Source organism: Actinobacillus porcitonsillarum (assembly GCF_003101015.1).
In the GTDB taxonomy this organism is placed as follows: domain Bacteria; phylum Pseudomonadota; class Gammaproteobacteria; order Enterobacterales; family Pasteurellaceae; genus Haemophilus_A; species Haemophilus_A porcitonsillarum.
In genome coordinates this window covers 1,426,894-1,444,167 of sequence record NZ_CP029206.1, presented here as the reverse complement: position 1 = coordinate 1,444,167, position 17,274 = coordinate 1,426,894, and the positions used below count along the sequence as shown (strand labels likewise).

The 17,274-nt window shown below is 39.4% G+C and carries 14 protein-coding genes, 1 tRNA gene, 1 pseudogene and 1 riboswitch; of the genes and pseudogenes, 6 read left to right on the top strand and 10 right to left on the bottom strand.

Annotation, left to right across the window (positions count from 1 at the left end; translation table 11 throughout):
- The first annotated feature begins 24 nt into the window (after positions 1–24).
- The 4 genes and pseudogenes from DDU33_RS07055 to DDU33_RS07040 all read left to right on the top strand — a co-directional run.
- A complete protein-coding gene (locus DDU33_RS07055; RefSeq protein WP_005823384.1) occupies positions 25–414 on the top strand; it encodes a RidA family protein in 390 nt (129 codons plus the stop codon).
- A gap of 30 nt (positions 415–444) precedes the next feature.
- Positions 445–1,182 carry a peptidoglycan editing factor PgeF gene (pgeF, locus tag DDU33_RS07050; protein ID WP_108924036.1) on the top strand — a complete coding sequence of 246 codons (738 nt, stop codon included), beginning with the start codon at positions 445–447 and terminating at the stop codon, positions 1,180–1,182.
- Positions 1,183–1,276: 94 nt separating this feature from the next.
- Positions 1,277–1,353: transfer RNA gene (locus tag DDU33_RS07045), tRNA-Ile, on the top strand.
- A 300-nt stretch (positions 1,354–1,653) separates the two neighbouring features.
- A pseudogene (locus DDU33_RS07040) lies at positions 1,654–1,802 on the top strand (IS1595 family transposase); the annotation flags it as partial.
- A gap of 317 nt (positions 1,803–2,119) precedes the next feature.
- Here DDU33_RS07040 and ribH read toward each other — a convergent pair.
- From ribH to ribD, 4 genes are all read right to left on the bottom strand, one after another.
- On the bottom strand, positions 2,120–2,581 hold the full coding sequence (gene ribH, locus DDU33_RS07035) for a 6,7-dimethyl-8-ribityllumazine synthase (protein WP_005818490.1): 462 nt from the start codon (positions 2,579–2,581) through the stop codon (positions 2,120–2,122).
- A gap of 70 nt (positions 2,582–2,651) precedes the next feature.
- A complete protein-coding gene (locus tag DDU33_RS07030) occupies positions 2,652–3,851 on the bottom strand; it encodes a bifunctional 3,4-dihydroxy-2-butanone-4-phosphate synthase/GTP cyclohydrolase II (RefSeq protein ID WP_108924034.1) in 1,200 nt (399 codons plus the stop codon).
- 47 nt (positions 3,852–3,898) lie between these two features.
- Positions 3,899–4,546, bottom strand: a complete 648-nt coding sequence (gene ribE, locus DDU33_RS07025) for a riboflavin synthase (protein ID WP_108924032.1) — start codon at positions 4,544–4,546, stop codon at positions 3,899–3,901.
- Between the two features lie 122 nt (positions 4,547–4,668).
- Positions 4,669–5,784 (bottom strand): bifunctional diaminohydroxyphosphoribosylaminopyrimidine deaminase/5-amino-6-(5-phosphoribosylamino)uracil reductase RibD, encoded by a 1,116-nt coding sequence (ribD, locus tag DDU33_RS07020; RefSeq protein WP_108924030.1) that lies wholly within the window; start codon positions 5,782–5,784, stop codon positions 4,669–4,671.
- Between the two features lie 149 nt (positions 5,785–5,933).
- Positions 5,934–6,059, bottom strand: a riboswitch (FMN riboswitch).
- A gap of 159 nt (positions 6,060–6,218) precedes the next feature.
- Between ribD and lon the strand changes: the two genes are divergently transcribed.
- A complete protein-coding gene (gene lon, locus DDU33_RS07015; RefSeq protein WP_108924028.1) occupies positions 6,219–8,624 on the top strand; it encodes an endopeptidase La in 2,406 nt (801 codons plus the stop codon).
- A 16-nt stretch (positions 8,625–8,640) separates the two neighbouring features.
- On the opposite strand, the gene DDU33_RS07010 is transcribed toward lon, so the two are convergent.
- Positions 8,641–9,534 (bottom strand): AraC family transcriptional regulator, encoded by an 894-nt coding sequence (locus DDU33_RS07010; protein WP_108924026.1) that lies wholly within the window; start codon positions 9,532–9,534, stop codon positions 8,641–8,643.
- Between the two features lie 105 nt (positions 9,535–9,639).
- On the opposite strand from DDU33_RS07010, the gene DDU33_RS07005 reads away from it, so the two are divergent.
- Positions 9,640–10,071 carry an organic hydroperoxide resistance protein gene (locus DDU33_RS07005; protein ID WP_108924024.1) on the top strand — a complete coding sequence of 144 codons (432 nt, stop codon included), beginning with the start codon at positions 9,640–9,642 and terminating at the stop codon, positions 10,069–10,071.
- 30 nt (positions 10,072–10,101) lie between these two features.
- Here the strand turns inward: DDU33_RS07005 and DDU33_RS07000 are convergent, their stop codons facing one another.
- The 5 genes from DDU33_RS07000 to recB all read right to left on the bottom strand — a co-directional run bounded on the left by DDU33_RS07000 (position 10,102) and on the right by recB (position 17,244).
- Entirely contained in the window at positions 10,102–11,091 is a 990-nt protein-coding gene (locus tag DDU33_RS07000; RefSeq protein ID WP_108924022.1) for a Gfo/Idh/MocA family protein, read from the bottom strand.
- Positions 11,092–11,235: 144 nt separating this feature from the next.
- Entirely contained in the window at positions 11,236–11,379 is a 144-nt protein-coding gene (locus DDU33_RS06995) for a FeoB-associated Cys-rich membrane protein (RefSeq protein WP_005820859.1), read from the bottom strand.
- Positions 11,379–13,235 carry a ferrous iron transporter B gene (gene feoB, locus DDU33_RS06990; RefSeq protein ID WP_108924020.1) on the bottom strand — a complete coding sequence of 619 codons (1,857 nt, stop codon included), beginning with the start codon at positions 13,233–13,235 and terminating at the stop codon, positions 11,379–11,381. Before feoB ends, DDU33_RS06995 begins: the two co-directional genes overlap by 1 nt.
- 1 nt (position 13,236) lies before the next feature.
- Positions 13,237–13,503: a FeoA family protein gene (locus DDU33_RS06985; RefSeq protein WP_039896088.1), complete on the bottom strand. Its 267-nt coding sequence runs from the start codon at positions 13,501–13,503 to the stop codon at positions 13,237–13,239.
- Between the two features lie 132 nt (positions 13,504–13,635).
- Positions 13,636–17,244 (bottom strand): exodeoxyribonuclease V subunit beta, encoded by a 3,609-nt coding sequence (gene recB / locus DDU33_RS06980; RefSeq protein ID WP_108924018.1) that lies wholly within the window; start codon positions 17,242–17,244, stop codon positions 13,636–13,638.
- Positions 17,245–17,274: the final 30 nt, after the last annotated feature.

Here is a 17,274-nt window from a genome sequence, read left to right as displayed (position 1 = left end):
TTTCATTATCAAAAGGAATACATCATGACAAAAATCATTCACACAGAAAACGCTCCTGCTGCTATCGGTCCTTATGTACAAGCGGTTGATTTAGGTAATATGGTTATCACTTCAGGGCAAATTCCGGTTAATCCAAAAACAGGCGAAATTCCAAGTGATATTAAACAACAAGCTCGCCAATCTCTTGAAAATATAAAAGCCATTATCGAACAAGCCGGTTTAACCGTGGGGCATATTGTGAAAACAACGGTTTTTGTTAAAGATCTTAATGATTTTGCAACGGTTAATGCAGAATATGAAGCCTTTTTCCGTGAAAATGCTCACCCATCATTCCCTGCTCGTTCTTGTGTTGAAGTCGCTCGTTTACCGAAAGATGTTGGTATTGAAATCGAAGCGATTGCAGTACGTTCATAAGCGGTTCAATTTTTAGAGAAAATTGCAAATATGACGCATATTTCCCCCCAATGGCACGCGCCAAAACAGATACATGGCTTTACTACGATAAGAACCGGCGGTGTCAGTCTTCCGCCATTTGATAGTTTTAATTTAGGCGAGCACGTTAATGACAATCCTCAAGATGTTGCTCAAAATAGAGCATTGCTTGTTGAACGATTTGAGTTACCTCAAGCCCCTTTATACCTCACGCAAACGCATAGTACTCGAGTTATTGAATTACCTTATGACGGCGAAAATTTAGAAGCAGATGCGGCTTACACAAATCAAGCTAATCAAATTTGTTTAGTGATGACAGCGGATTGCTTACCGGTACTTTTTTATAATAAACAAGGTAATGAAGTGGCGGCCGCCCACGCAGGTTGGCGAGGCTTATGCGATGGTATTCTTGAAGAGACTGTCGCAAAATTTCAATGCCCGGCTTCAGATATTTCGGCTTGGTTAGGCCCTGCGATTGGCGAAAATGCATTTCAAGTTGGCGAAGAAGTGGTCAAGCAATTTTGTGCCGTTGATCCGCAGGCGCAAGAGGCATTCCGACAGGATCCCACTGCAAGCGGTAAATTTTTAGGAAATCTTTACCAAATTGCCAAACAACGCCTCAATAAGCTTGGTATAACGCAGATTACAGGGGGAGTGCATTGCACCTATACAGAGGCTGATAAATTCTTTTCTTATCGCCGAGATAAACAAACAGGTAGAATGGCAACATTAATTTGGTTTGAAAAGTAATTAACTTAAATAGTTTATTTTTTACTCGAGCGTTCTTCTCAAATCTAGACGAACGCTCATCTTTTCTCTATAATCCAAGCTCATTTCTATTTATCCCCCCTTAGCTCAGTCGGTTAGAGCAGGCGACTCATAATCGCTTGGTCACTGGTTCAAGTCCGGTAGGGGGGACCATCTAAGCTATCGCAACCTTTCATAATCTTTCGTTAACCCCTTGATACATATAGCTTCACAGCACTTTTTATCTTTTTTGCTTATCGTATTTTTTCGCTTCTAACCGTGAATTTTAGGAACACAGTTAGGAACACTGACTATTATCGTTTTTCATTTCTAGCTATGAATTTTAGTAGGATTTTTAGTAGGATATTTTTATCATACAAAAAATTATCCTACTAAAATCTCGTAGAGCTGTATTACACAAAGGAAAAACAACTATGTCTAGAATCATTTCTTCCTTAACAAATACGCAAGTAGAAAAAGCAAAGCCACATCAAAGGCATTAAAAATTTTTGGAACCAAGCTAAGCGGATACTCCAAAATATAATAGAATTGACCGAAAAAGTTTTCCTTTATTCTTGAAAGAATGTGAATTTCGATTTAACATTGGGACACCAAAAGAGTAACTTAAAACGTTGAGAAAATGGTGTGAAATTTAGGGCTAATCTACGTCAGCCCCTAAATAAAAGTAAATTACAAAAATTTATTGAGCGTTATATCCATTTCTTTTAATTTGGTTGAGGGAACTATGATATGAGTAATGAGACAGATAAACAATTGAAAAGGAGCGCTGATTTCTTTGATATGGTCAAATCTCTATATATTTTAGCTTTTATAATAGGCATGTTAGTTATTGCTAAAATAGTATTTTTTTAGCTAGGCTTTGTCTAGATATAAATAAAAAAGGAAGCCCTCGCTTCCTTTTCATTTTTAATATAGATAATTAAAGTGCTTTTAACACATTAACCATTTCTACTGCACCTAATGCACATTCAGCACCTTTATTGCCTGCTTTTGTGCCTGCACGTTCAATTGCTTGTTCGATATTTTCGGTTGTTAATACGCCAAACATAACCGGTACGCCGGTTTGTAAAGCCACTGCGCCAATACCTTTTGCCGCTTCGTTACACACATAGTCGTAGTGAGTTGTTGAACCACGAATCACTGTACCTAAACAGATTACGGCATCATATTTACCGCTTTCTGCCATTTTTTTAGCAACAAGTGGAATTTCAAATGCACCCGGTACCCAAACGGTATCAATATCATCTTCTGAAGCACCGTGGCGAACTAATGCATCAACTGCACCACTTAATAATTTGTCGTTAATAAAATCGTTAAAACGGGCTGTTACGATACCGAATTTTAACCCTGTTGCAACTAAGTTACCTGTAATTTTTGCCATTTTTAAAGTTTCCTCTGATAAATAAATTTGTAATTAAATTCTCCCTCTTTTCTAAAGAGAGATTTTTCTATTAGAAATTAAACATATGTCCCATTTTGGTTTGTTTAACTTTTAAATACTCAATATCGTTTTTGTTAGGTTCAACGATAATCGGTTCGCGTGAAGTAATATTCAAACCTTGCTCTTTTAACCCTTCAATTTTTGCCGGGTTATTTGTGAGCAAACGAATAGATTTTACGCCAAGCATTTGGAACATTTGTGCGCCAATATAGTATTCACGTTCATCTTCTTTGAAGCCTAAAGCAACATTGGCTTCTACGGTGTCCATTCCTTTGTCTTGCAATTCATAGGCTCTTAATTTATTGATTAAACCAATGCCTCGACCTTCTTGACGTAAATAAAGCACTACGCCTCGGCCTTCTTTTTCAATTTGGGTCATTGCTGCCGCAAATTGCTGGCCGCAATCGCAACGTTGTGAGCCAAAGGCATCCCCCGTTAAACATTCGGAATGAATACGTGCTAATACATTTTCTCCATCGCCAATATCGCCTTTTACTAACGCTACGTGCTCTTTACCTGAAATAATTTCCACGAAACTATGCGCCATAAAATCGCCATATTTCGTTGGCATTTTTACCACAGAGACCTGTTTAACTAAGCAATCGTGCTTACGGCGGTACTCTTGCAACTGCTGAATAGTAATAAACGGCATATTATGTTCCGTTGCAAATTTTTGAAGCTCCGGCATTCTCATCATCGTGCCATCTTCAGCCATAATTTCGCAACATAAACCAGCCGGTTTTAGTCCTGCTAAACGAGCCAAATCAACGGTCGCTTCGGTATGACCATTACGAACCAACACCCCACCATCTTTTGCAACCAATGGGAACATATGCCCCGGGCGGCGGAAATCGCTCGGTTTCGCATTATCATCAACCGTTTTTATCGCAGTAATAGAACGTTCAAACGCAGAAATACCTGTTCCCGTATCAATATGATCGACCGATACAGTAAATGCGGTTTCGTGGTTGTCCTGATTAACAGGAACCATTGGATGAAAGTTAAGTTTATTGGCGATCTCTTGAGAAACGGGCGTACAAATCAACCCTTTCCCATATGTTGCCATAAAGTTGATATTTTCCGGTGTAGCAAATTCTGCAGCACAGATGAAATCGCCTTCATTCTCACGATCTTCATCATCTGTCACTAAAATAATTTTACCGGCGGCAATCGCGGCAATCGCTTCTTCTACGGTTGAAAATTTAAACATTTCTTGCTCTCTTTTTTGTATTCTATATCAATTTTTTTATTTAAAAATTAAAACCCTGCGTTTTTTAGAAAGTCCATCGTCAATTTATCTTGTTGATTTTCCGGCTCTTTTTTTAGTAAAAACTGTTCAATATATTTACCCACGATATCATTTTCTAAATTTACTAAACTACCAATTTTCTTCGTGCCTAAATTCGTTTCTTTAATGGTATGTGGAATAATCGACACTCGGAATGAACTCTCATCTGTATCAACGACCGTTAAACTAATGCCATCAATAGTTATCGAACCTTTTTCAATGATATAACGCATCAATTTTGCAGATGTTTTAATACGATACCAAGTTGAATGGTTAGCCGGCGTGATTTCAACAACTTCGCCCGTTCCATCAATATGACCCGATACGATATGCCCGCCAAAACGTCCATTCGCCGCCATTGCTCGCTCTAAATTAACCGGACTGCTTGGTTTTAGTTCGCCTAATGAGGTACGTTTTAACGTTTCCGACATCACATCTGCTGTAAATTGACTTGCTGTAAAAGAAGTTACAGTTAAGCAGACACCATTTACCGCAATACTATCGCCTAAATGAACATCACTCAGCACTTTGTTTGCGTTAATGGTAACAACTGCAAACTCGCCCTGTTTATGAATTTGGGCAATGCTTCCAACCTCTTCAATAATACCTGTGAACATATAATTTCCTCCATATTTGACCCTCGCCCCTTGTGGGAGAGGGACAGAAAAATTGTGTTCAACAATTTTTCAGGGAGAGGGGAAATTTCACCCTCTCTCTGCTTGATTCGCTCAACGCTTCATCAAGCTGTCTCTCCCCCATCAAGGGGGAGAGTTTCAACTGTATAATCAATTAAAATATCTTCGCCAATCAATTCCGTTGATTGAAGCTGTAATTTTACAGCTTGTGATAACACACCAATCCCTTCGCCACCAATCGGTGTTTTCGCCGTGGCTCCGCCGACTAATTTCGGGGCAATATAACAATGAACACGATTTACCACGCCTGCTTGCAACGCACTAAAATTCAAACTTGAGCCGCCTTCTAATAACAGACTATCAATTTGCATTTCGCCCAGTTTTTGCAAAAGATCCTGTAAATCCACCCGCTTGTCTTTCGCTTTACAAACTAAAACTTCTACACCAAGCGGTTGAAATTGTGCGATTTTTTGCAAATCATCTGAAACGGTTGCAATTATCGTGCGATATTCTTTTGCCGTCTGAACCAACTGACAATCTAGAGGCGTTCGAAGCGAGCTATCACAAACAATGCGTACCGGTTGTTTGGCATTTGGCATACGGCTATTTAACATCGGGTTATCTGCCAATACTGTTTCAACGCCGACCATAATTGCACTATATTGATGACGTGTTTCTTGCACTTTGGCTCGAGCCAATTCGCCGGTAATCCATTTTGATTCGCCAGTACTTGTTGCAATTTTGCCGTCTGCTGTCATCGCATATTTCAATAACACATAAGGGCGTTTCGTTTGAATATAGTGGAAAAAAATCGGGTTTAGTCGATCACATTCCTCTCGCATAAAATCGGTTACTACCTCTATACCGGCAGCTTGTAACTGCTTTACGCCTTTTCCCGACACGAGAGGATTAGGATCACGTGAGCCAATAAAAACTTTTGAAATCCCACGCTCAATCAATAAATCTGAACACGGCGGTGTTCGACCGTAATGGCAACAAGGCTCTAACGTCACATACGCCGTTGCACCACGCAGATCGGCGCTTGAATTCAAAATCGCATTACGCTCAGCGTGCCAGCCGCCAATACGTTCGTGATAGCCTTCTGCAAGGATTTCATCATTTTTTACAATGACACACCCCACTAAAGGATTGGGATTTGTCCAACCTCGAGCTTTTTCAGCTAACGCTATGGCTCGTGCCATATAGTCAAAATCAGTCATAACAACGTAAAAATAGCAACGTAAAATAGGTAAATTTCAGGCAGGAGAAAGAAAAGGCAAAGCCTTAATAGCAAAAAAACCTTGAATCCAAAGACTCAAGGCTTGCAAAAAAGAATAGGAAAATGACCGCTTGGATAAGCGGTATTTCTATGACTCTTCTTCCATCCAGACTATACTGTCGGTACTGGAATTGCACCAGTTCCTGCCAAACCGTTTTCGTTTCGCTCGCGGACTTTACCGCCGATCGGGAATTTCACCCTGCCCTGAAGATAATCTAAAATTGAAGATGATTTTGCTCGGATTCTATAAGAATGTCAAGGTATTTCCTATCAATTTCGCTTATTGCATAAAGTCATAAATTCCCCCTTGTATTTCCATTTTTAGCCCCCATAATGGATAGACTATAAATAAAGATAATTTAAGAGAGCAAATTTATGGCACCAAGAAAAAAGAAAACAATTGAATTACCATTGCTTCCGTTACGAGATGTCGTGGTGTTTCCACATATGGTTATGCCATTATTCGTTGGGCGTGAAAAATCTATTCTTGCATTACGCGCAGCGATGGATAGCAACAAACAGTTATTTTTAACCACACAAAAAGATCCGCAAAAAGAAGACCCAACGCTTGATGATATTTACGATATTGGTGTAACGGCAAATATTATTCAGATGCTCAACCTACCTGATGGCACGGTAAAAGTGTTAGTAGAAGGTCAAACTCGTGCAAAAATTGAAAAAGGACACGATGATGAAACAGGTTTATGGGCTGAAATCAGTGTTATCGACACACAAGAAAAGAATAGCGATGAAGAATTAGCAGCGCTAGCAAAAACTACATTAACGGAATTTGAAACTTACCTTAAAAATAACAAAAAAATTCCTGCGGAAATTCTCGCTAAATTGCAAAAAATTAGCGAATTTGACCGCTTGGTCGATACCATTTCGGCGAATTTATTAACGCCGGTTGCGAAAAAACAAGCGCTATTGGCTGAACCAAGTCTGACTAAACGTTTTGAATTATTGCTGGTTGCAATGGCAACCGAGTTAGACTCCATGGAAATGGATTCTCGTATTCGTGCTCGTGTTAAACAACAAATGGAAAAAAATCAGCGCGATTACTACTTAAATGAGCAAATCAAAGCGATCCAAAAAGAGTTAGGCAACGGCGAAGATCAAGAACAAAGTGATTTAGATAAACTTAAAGCAAAAATTGAAGAAGCAAAACTGCCGGAAGAAGTCTTAGCCAAAACAGAAGCTGAATTCAAAAAATTGAAAGCGATGCCACAAAGCTCATCTGAAGCTGCGGTAATTCGTGGTTATATCGACTGGATTTTACAAATGCCGTGGCATAAAAAATCTGCGGTGAAAAAAGATTTAAGCAAAGCGCAAGCGATTTTAGATAAAGATCACTATGGTTTAGAACGTGTGAAAGAACGTATTGTGGAATATCTCGCCGTTCAAAGCCGTTTAAATAAACTTAAAGGTCCGATTCTTTGTTTAGTTGGGCCACCGGGTGTCGGTAAAACCTCTTTAGGTCAATCGATTGCCAATGCGACCGGACGTAAATACGTGCGTATGGCATTAGGTGGCGTACGTGACGAAGCTGAAATTCGTGGTCATCGCCGTACTTATATCGGCTCAATGCCGGGCTCATTGATGATGAAAATGGCAAAAGTGGGCGTAAAAAACCCATTATTCTTACTCGATGAAATCGATAAGATGGCACAAGATATGCGTGGCGACCCAGCTTCTGCCCTATTGGAAGTGCTAGATCCGGAACAAAACAAGGCATTTAACGACCATTATTTAGAAGTGGATTACGATTTATCGGACGTGATGTTCGTGGCAACCTCTAACTCAATGAATATTCCACCGGCATTATTGGATCGTATGGAAGTCATCCGTCTTTCAGGTTATACCGAAGATGAGAAATTGCATATTGCGAAAGAACATTTAATTGCGAAACAGCAAGAAAATAATGGCTTAAAAGCAGGCGAACTTACTATTGATGAAAGTGCTATTATGAGCATTATTCGTTACTACACACGTGAAGCCGGTGTTCGTAATCTTGAGCGAGAAATTGCCAAAATTTGCCGTAAAGCCGTTAAAGCCTTAGTTTTAGATAAAAAACTAAAATCTATTACCGTAACAGAAGATAACATTACCGATTACTTAGGTGTAAAACGTTTTGACTACGGCAAAATGGATAACCAAAACCGTATCGGCGAAGTAACAGGCTTGGCTTGGACGGAAGTTGGTGGCGATTTACTCACAATTGAAACCGCTTCTGTGCCGGGTAAAGGTAAATTCTCTTATACAGGCTCACTAGGCGATGTGATGAAAGAATCTATCCAAGCGGCGATGATGGTTGTTCGAGCAAGAGCTGATAAATTGGGAATCGCAGAAGACTTCCACGAAAAACGTGATATTCATGTTCACGTGCCAGATGGTGCAACCCCTAAAGATGGCCCGAGTGCAGGTATTGCAATGTGTACCGCATTAATTTCAAGCCTTACCGGTAACCCTGTGCGTAAAGAAGTGGCCATGACAGGCGAGATCAGCTTGCGTGGAAAAGTGCTTCCTATCGGTGGTTTGAAAGAGAAATTGCTCGCGGCTCATCGTGGTGGCATTACAACGGTAATTATCCCGAAAGAAAATGAAAAAGACTTAGAGGAAATTCCTGAAAATGCAAAAGCCGCATTGAGTATTCACGCCGTGGAAACTATTGATGAAGTATTGGCTATTGCGCTAGAAAACCCACCGGAAGGTTTGGAAATCCTAGCAAAACCATCTACGGTTAAAGTCAAAAAAACACGCACTAAAGCGGTTATTCAATAGACATAACAAATCGTTGCTAATTTCTATTAGCAACGATTTTTTTATCTCTTCCCAAACTCTCCTTCGGACTTATCCCAAAATACCGCTTATATTCTCGGCTAAATTGACTTGGACTTTCATAGCCCACTTGAAATGCCGCGGTTGAAATTGGCAAATTTTCTTGAGAAATTAACCGCTTAGCTTCTAACAATCTTAGTGTTTTTTGATATTGCAAAGGCGATAAGGTTGTCAATTTTTTAAAGTGAGCATGGAAGCCAGACAATGACATACCACAGTATTCTGCCAACATTTCTACCTGTATAGTTTCTCGAAAATGCGCCTGCAAATACGCCGTTGCTTTAGCGATTTTCTGGGTGTTTGAACCAAAACTGACCATCTGTTTTAACTTCTCACCTTGCTCCCCTTTAAGTAATCGATAATAAATCTCCTGCTGAATAAGCGGTGCAAGAAATTCAATATCTTTTGGATTTTCGTGCAAAAGCAATAACCGTGCAAAAGCATCACGTAATTCAGGACTTAAATCCCATTGGGTAAAAGCGGTGGAATTTTCTGATTTTTCTGCAAAAAGTGCGGTTTGTTCTAACAAAATTTTGTTTACCTCCTGCAAATCAATTTTCATTGATAGCACGACAAAAGGTTTTTCTGCTGTCGCTTGCTTAATCTCTCCACACATGGGAACATTCACTGGGCAAAACATAAAATGCCGTTCATCAAACAAATAGTATTGTTCGCCTAATAGCACTTCACGCTCTCCTTTTACCACAATACAAATGCTCGGTTCTTGAATAAGATTTTCATAGGAAAAAGGGCGATCAGAATGATGAATAACCAAGCCTTGGACTGGCGAATAATAGGTTTGGTTATAGGGAATGAGCTTTAATAAACGTTCGAATTGCTGTTCTGATAACATGATAATTTAGAGAAATAGGCAATAATTTTGGATGAATGATATACCGCAAAATAGCCCAAATCAATATACTAATGCCATCGAAACAAACAATAGAAGGAAAACAGAATGAAAATTTTTTATCACACATCAGCAACTGCAACAGGCGGTCGTGACGGCAGAACACAAGTGGATGACGGTTCCATCGGTTTTGATTTAGTATCATTCCAAAATGAAAGTGGCAAAATCGGCACCAATCCTGAACAGCTTTTCGCCATGGGCTATGCCGCTTGTTTTGATAGCGCAATGAACCACGTTGCACCAAGTTTAGGCTTAAAACCGACTTCATCAAGCACAACGGTCGGCGTAGGCATTGGTCAAAAAGCAGATGGTGCATTCAGCCTTGATTTAGACATTACCATTACCGTGGCAGGTTTAAGCGTAGAAGAAGCTAAAAAACTGATTGAAAAAGCCCACGAAGTTTGCCCATATTCCAACGCAACACGTGGTAATGTTGATGTGCGTTTACATGTGAATGTGATGCAGTCTTTTGATTTATAATTCTTAGGGGCAATTATATTTGCCCCTTTATTACCATTCAACGCTCTCTCTTTTCTCACACCCAAATATAATTCCCTGCTGTTTTCTCGCTTGCTCCATTAACTGGCAAACAGATTCGCTTATATCAAGCATTTGTTCAGAAAGCGCCCTGTTTTGGCAGTCAATCATCTGGATAAATTGCTGAAATTCATAGAACATTCTATGCTGTTGCTCAAATTGAAAAGGTTGCTTTTGACCGTTATTATCCACAAACTCAAAGTAATTCATTGCATTTGCTGGCATTGGAACGGTAATACAGCCTTGATCGCCTTGAATAGATAACATCACTGGCGCATTACAATCTTTAGCCCCAATACAAACCACCTTAAATGTTGGATAATCTAACAACATAATGCCACTGGTATCAATGTTGCGTTCAATATTTGCGGCATAAAAACAAGACTGTGGTTTACCAAATAACCCAAGCGCAAAGTGCAAGTTATAGACATTTAAATCCATCAATGCCCCACCTGATTTCTCAGGGTCAAAAGCGGGGAGAATTTCCCCCGCCTTAAAGCGGTCATATCGGGAAGAATATTGGCTATAATTTAAACTCACAATTTTAATTTTACCTAATGCTGAAAGTTGCTGTTTAATTTTGAGATAAGCAGGTAAATAATGCACCGTAACCGCTTCTATTAAAATTTTATTTTGGGCCTTAGCTAACGCCCTTAATTGCTGAAATTCGTGATAGTTTGATGTTATCGGCTTTTCTAAAATAACGTGTTTACCTGCTTCAAGCGCTTGTTTCGCAAAGCTAAAATGTAGATGATTAGGCAGGGCAATGTATAAAGTATCTAAATCGGATTTCAACATCTCCGTATAATCAAAAAAACAATCAGAAATTTGATATTTTTGCGCCAGTTCCAACGTTTTTTCCTGATTTCGTCCATAAATCCCCCATTTTTCGATAGGAAGAAGCGAACGAATGTGCATTAAATCTTGCACAATCATGCCAGTCCCCACAATTCCCAGTTTCATTATGTTCTCCTTTTCGATATAGCTATCATTTCAAACAATAAAGTCTGTTATAACATAAAAAGTAAAAAAATAAGCGGTAGAATTTTAATAAACTTTTGCCATTTGCAAAAATCTATCAATATTCTACCGCTTGTACTTAAGCAGTTAGTGGCAACCACCTTGGTCTTTTTTGCCACAGCATTTATCGCAGCCACTGCAAAGATTACGTTTTCGATTTAAACCAAATTTCCAAACGAGATAACCAAGACATGCGATAACGATCGCACCGACTATAATATTCTGAACCATTAGATAACCCTCAATGCAATATGATAAACCACAAAGGCAAACAAGTATGCCAATGCAAAAAGATAAGCAGTAATCAATGCGGTTTGTTTGGTTGATTTCGTTTCACGCTTAATTACCGCAAGTGTTGCCATACACATTGGTGCATAAATATACCATGTGATGAAAGCGAGTGCAGTTGGAAGCCCCCAATCATTAGTTACCACTGGAATCAATGCATCGACAATTTGATCTTCTGAACCACTCATGGCATACACCGTGCCAAGTGCCGCAACAACCACTTCTCGGGCGGCCACACCCGGAATCATTGCAATACACATTTGCCAAGTGAAACCTAAAGGTGCAAAAATAGGTTGGATCAAGTGCCCTAACATTCCAGCAAAACTGTAATCAATGGCTGGCGCAGTTGCTCCTTCCGGTGCTGCGGGGAATGTGACTAAGAACCATAAAATAACGCTTAGAGCAAAAATAACCGTTCCTGCACGTTTTAAGAATGCACTTACTCTATCCCACAATGTTAAACAGATATGACGAATATTTGGCATACGGTATGTTGGGAGTTCCATTAAAAGAGGAAATTGCTGAATATTTCCTTTTCGTAAGGCAAAACGTTTTGTGATATAAGCAACAATTCCAGCCGATAAAATCCCAATGAAATAAAGTGAGAATAGTACTAACCCTTGCAAATTAAACATTCCCCATACCGTTTGATCAGGGATGATAGCGCCGATAATCAGTGCATACACAGGGAGTCGAGCCGAACAGGTTAACATTGGCGCTATCGCAATGGTAACTAAGCGTTCTCTCGGGTCTTGAATCGTTCTTGCCGACATTACGGCTGGCACCGCACAAGCAAAACTTGATAGCAATGGGATAAATGCACGCCCTGACAATCCACTTTTGGCGAGTAAATTATCCAATAAAAAAGCAGCTCGAGGTAAGTAGCCGGAATCCTCTAAAAGTAAAATAAAGGCAAATAAAATGGTAATCTGCGGTAAAAAGACAAGCACACCACCTACCCCGGCAATCACACCATTTACCAATAAATCAACCAATAACCCTTCCGGTAAAGTTGCGGTTACCCATTCTCCTAGCCATGCAAAGCTATCTTCGATTAACGTCATGACAGGTTCCGCCCATGAATAAACCGCTTGGAAAACAAGCAATAAAATGATGAGCAATAACCCTATCCCTATAACAGGGTGCATTACAATGTTATCTAAACGTTGGTGCCATTGAGGAAGTTCTAATTCACGGGTAACGGATTGAGAAAGGATCTGTTCTACTTGTTGATACAATAACTGGCTATCGAGCTGCTCTAGCATTTTTTCTGCTGATTCTGTATCTAACGGTGCCGATTTTTGATGAGGTAAGTCTTTGATCGCTTCGCGTAAGGCTTGTGTTCCTTCTTTTTTGATTGCCACCGTTTCAATAACAGGCACATCAAGCAAGGTACTTAATTTTTGAGTATCAATGATTAAACCACGAGAGCGAGCAATATCACTTAAATTTAGTGCGACAACAATAGGCAAACCTAATGTTTTAATTTCAAGCACCATACGCAATGTCATACGCAAATTGGTCGCATCCGCTACAGCAATCAATGCATCAGGGCGTTTACCGATTTTACCTAAAACCATATCACGAGCAACGGCTTCGTCTAGGCTTGTGGTTCGTAAGCTATAAGTCCCCGGTAAATCAATAATACGAATATTCGCATCATCAATAAAAGTACCTTCTAATTTATCAACTGTTACGCCAACATAGTTAGCCACTTTAGCATTAGAGCCGGTAAGACTATTAAAGAGTGCCGTTTTACCACAGTTAGGCGCCCCCAAGAGAGAAATATAACAACTCATACTACTCCCCTACAATTTGACATAAAATTTTATCTGCCTCAGGCCCACGTAGCACAAATTGTGATTTATTTCCTAATCGTACCGCATAAGGTCCTTTACCAAAGGGACCTTTAGCAATCACTTTTAACGGCATGCCTTTTGAGAACCCGAGATCCGCTAAACGGCGGCTTACTACATGATCAATTTCGCCAAAAATATCACTCGCAATAATGTCATGAATTTGAGCCGATACATTTTTTTCTAATGAAGAAAGTGAAATCATAGACATTTGATACCTCTCTATTTCAAATAAGAATTGATATCAAATTCTATCTAAATGAAAATGACTCGTAAATACATTAAACCATCATAAATTGATAAAACTCAAAGAAATTTCAAAGATAACGATTATTTACCTCTTTCAGTTAAATAACCGATCTAATCCCTCAATAAGCGCTAAACTCGGTTTATCAAAATAAACGCCACTTTGTGGAGAACCATTCATTCCTCGTAAGAAGAGGTAAGCGACGCCCCCAAAGTCTCTTTGATAATCATATTGCTCGCCTAAACGCCCTTTTAAGTAACGATGAACCGCTAGGGTATAAAGTAAATATTGCAAATCGTAGCGATATTGTCCCATTGTTTTTGCTAGATTTTCAGTCGAATAATCTTGTGGTAAATAGCCTAAAAAGTTTGATTTATAGTCGATGACATAAAATTTACCCTTAACTTTTGCAATACAGTCAATAAAACCTCTAACAAATCCTTCTAAATCAGGCAGTTTTAGTGGCGGTAAATGTTTTGCCAACTCACTATGTTCTTTCAATAAATGGTTGAGTTCGCTAACCCAATCTTCATTATTTAAACGCAAGAAGAATTGCCATTCATTGAGACGGCTTTCTTGAGTAATCTCGCTTAAAGAAACCAAATCTTCGCCAAATGGTGTTGTTCTAACCTTTTCAAACCATTGGCAAATAGGCTCAACCCAAACTTCATCAAGGGCTAATTTCTCGCATAATGCAATAATTTCTGTTTTTTCAACCGCTTGTTGGAAATCATAATGCTCAAAAAATTGATGCAACGTATTCCCAATCTTCGTCCCATGCGGAAAATGGTAAGCATTTAATGCCGTATCCAATTGTTCCAACTCATCATTTTGAGTAAGTCCTGAAACAGATTGATCATAATCTTGAGCTAAATCCGTTAATAGCGAACCGACCTCATTGTGATCTTTTGATTGTCTCTTCCATTCATGATAGCTATACAATGCCGTAAAACTGGTTATTTGCCCCTCTCTTTGGGGGATACGATGTTCAAATGGTAGAACAGAAAGCACCTCTTGTTGATCCGCTTCAGCTCGCCAATCATCAAAGCGAGGTTGTTCCGGCAAATGTTCAATCTTACAAGGCATATTTTTTGCTTTAATATAATCCTCTGTTGAAATAGCCGCTTCTTCTCGGTTATCTAATACCAGCTCGCCATTACTCAGCAAATAGTGCATGGCATTCCAACCTTTGGCAAAATGTGCCGGTAAGATCAAATTCATCTGATATTCCGCTCGGGTCAGCGCAACATAAAGTAAACGTAAATCTTCCGCAAATTCGGCTTGATTTCTCAAACGCTGGATACGTTCATCTTTTTCATTGAAATCCCATTGTTTTTGGTCTTCTTCATCGTGGTAGGTTGCTAAACCGCCATTTCGGTTTTCGTAGCTATTTTTCCCCACAAAAGGAAGCCAAACAACAGGATACTGCAACCCTTTTGAGCCATGAATGGTCACAATTTTGACTAAATTTTCTTCGCTTTCTAAACGTAACGTATAAGCATCATTTTCTTCATCATCTTCTAAATGACGCTCATACCAACGTAACAACGCCGTTTCATTTTCAACTTCTTGGCTACCACTTTGTAAAAGCTCGGCAAGATGGAGAAGGTCAGTAACCAATCGTTCGGCATTTTCTCTTGATTTCAACCGTTGAATAATACCTTCATTCAAGAAGAGCTGATGTAGCATAGCCAACACACCTTGTTTTTGCCAAAGTTGCTGGTAAACAACGAAATTCGCCACATAGTTTTCCCACACGCTTTCATCATGTTTGAGTTGGTAAAGCTCGAAGGCTGTTAGTCCCCATAGATGAGAGCCTAACGCGCTTAATAATGTTTTTTGATGATAGGGATGTAAACACGCCTTCAAAATTACAGCTAAGTCATAAGCCACTTCACTTTGATAAACACTGCTTTTTTCAGATAGAAAAACGGCTTTGATGCCTCTTTGAGCTAAGGCGCTTTTGACTAATGAAGCTTGATTTCGTGAACGAACCAATACCGCAATATCTTTCGCTTGAAAAATATCTTTTGAAGAATCATTTAGCCCCACAACCCCAAAGTTCTTTTCTTGCATTGCTTTAAGTTGAAGCTGAATTTGGGTGGCACAATGCTCTGCCGCTTGCTCCTCATCAAATTCTGTTTGTAAATAGCAAACAACGTGCTCGCTGCCCATCAGTTGAAATTCAAATTCCTTCGCACTCACGGGTTGGAAGTGAATATCTTGGTGTAAAAATGGTGATGCTTCCGTATGTTGAGGGAAAGAAAATAACTGATTAACACTCTCTACCACTTCGGGGAAGGAGCGCCAGTTTTTCGATAACGTCCGTTTTTCTTTCGCTTGATTTGCGGCTTCAAGATAAGTAAAAATATCGGCTCCACGGAATTTATAAATCGATTGTTTTGGGTCGCCAATCATAATAAATCCCTGATTTTCCGCCTTCTCAGACATAAAAATCTGACGGAAGATATCATATTGCGTTTTATCTGTGTCTTGGAACTCATCGATCATCGCAAAAGGAAATTGAGCTCGAATTTGTGCCGCAAGCTGCTCGCCTCGTTCTCCTTTTAAGGCTTGGTTTAACATTTTTAATAAATCATCAAAGCCACGCTCCGCATGCTGCGCCTGATGTTCCGCAATTTTTTCCCGTAAAGAAAGCAGAAAATGGTAAAGCAATACAGGTTTAATTTTGCCATCAAATTGAGTTTGATAAGCGGTTAAAAATGCCTGATTTTTTGCAAAATGTGGTGAAGTGAGCGGTACTCCCCCCTCTTCTGCTTTTTCTATTAACATTTGCTGGCAAAAGCGTTCGAAAGCATTAGCTGGGAAAGATGATGAATCACTTGCAACCCATTGGTCTACTGCTTTAATCCAATTTTCAACCAAATTCTTCTTATAACTTTGACGACTTAGCGCTTTTTTCTCACCTGTTTTATATTTCTTTTCAAGCTCGTTTTGAATTGGTGTCACAATATCAGCACGATATTCACGCCAATAATCTTTTAACTCTGTAAAAAAGCGTTGATATTCATTTAAATACTCAGAAATTGGTTGAGAAAAAAGCTGCTGTTGCTGACTTAATTCAGGAAGGGCATCATTTAAATAACTTCTGATCTGTTTTAATGCCTCTTGAGGCGCCTTTAATTCTTGAGCGACAATTTGTGTTTCTTTTAACCCCATAGGGTAAAATTGTTCACGCCAAACCTCTTGGGCTAACTTCAGCATCAATTCACTTTGCTCGGCTTTAAGTTCAATATCAAAACGCACACCTGAATCAAAAGCAAACTGGAATAACATTTTTTGGCAAAAGCTATGGATAGTAAACACGCTTGCAAGATCAATCTCTCGTTCGGCTATGCGCAAACGTAACAAGGCTTCTTCTTTATTTTCTACTTGCTCAAACAGTTGCTCAAAAAAATCATCAGATTTAGTCTCTTCCCCTGACAATCTCTCTTGAAAAAATGTGTAACACGCTTGAATATTTTCTCGAATACGCTCTCTCAACTCCTCCGTTGCTGCTTTTGTAAAGGTAACCACTAAAATTTGAGCCACCGTTAAAGGCTGAAAAGCACTTTTATCATGCCCTAACCCAAGCAATAAACGTAAGTATAGGTTCTTAATCGTATGCGTTTTCCCCGTACCTGCCGAGGCTTCAATAAGACTTGAACAATTTAATGGAAGCGTAATAGGATCGAGCGTTTTCATAATTGTGTTACCTAAAGTTTTGTTACCTTA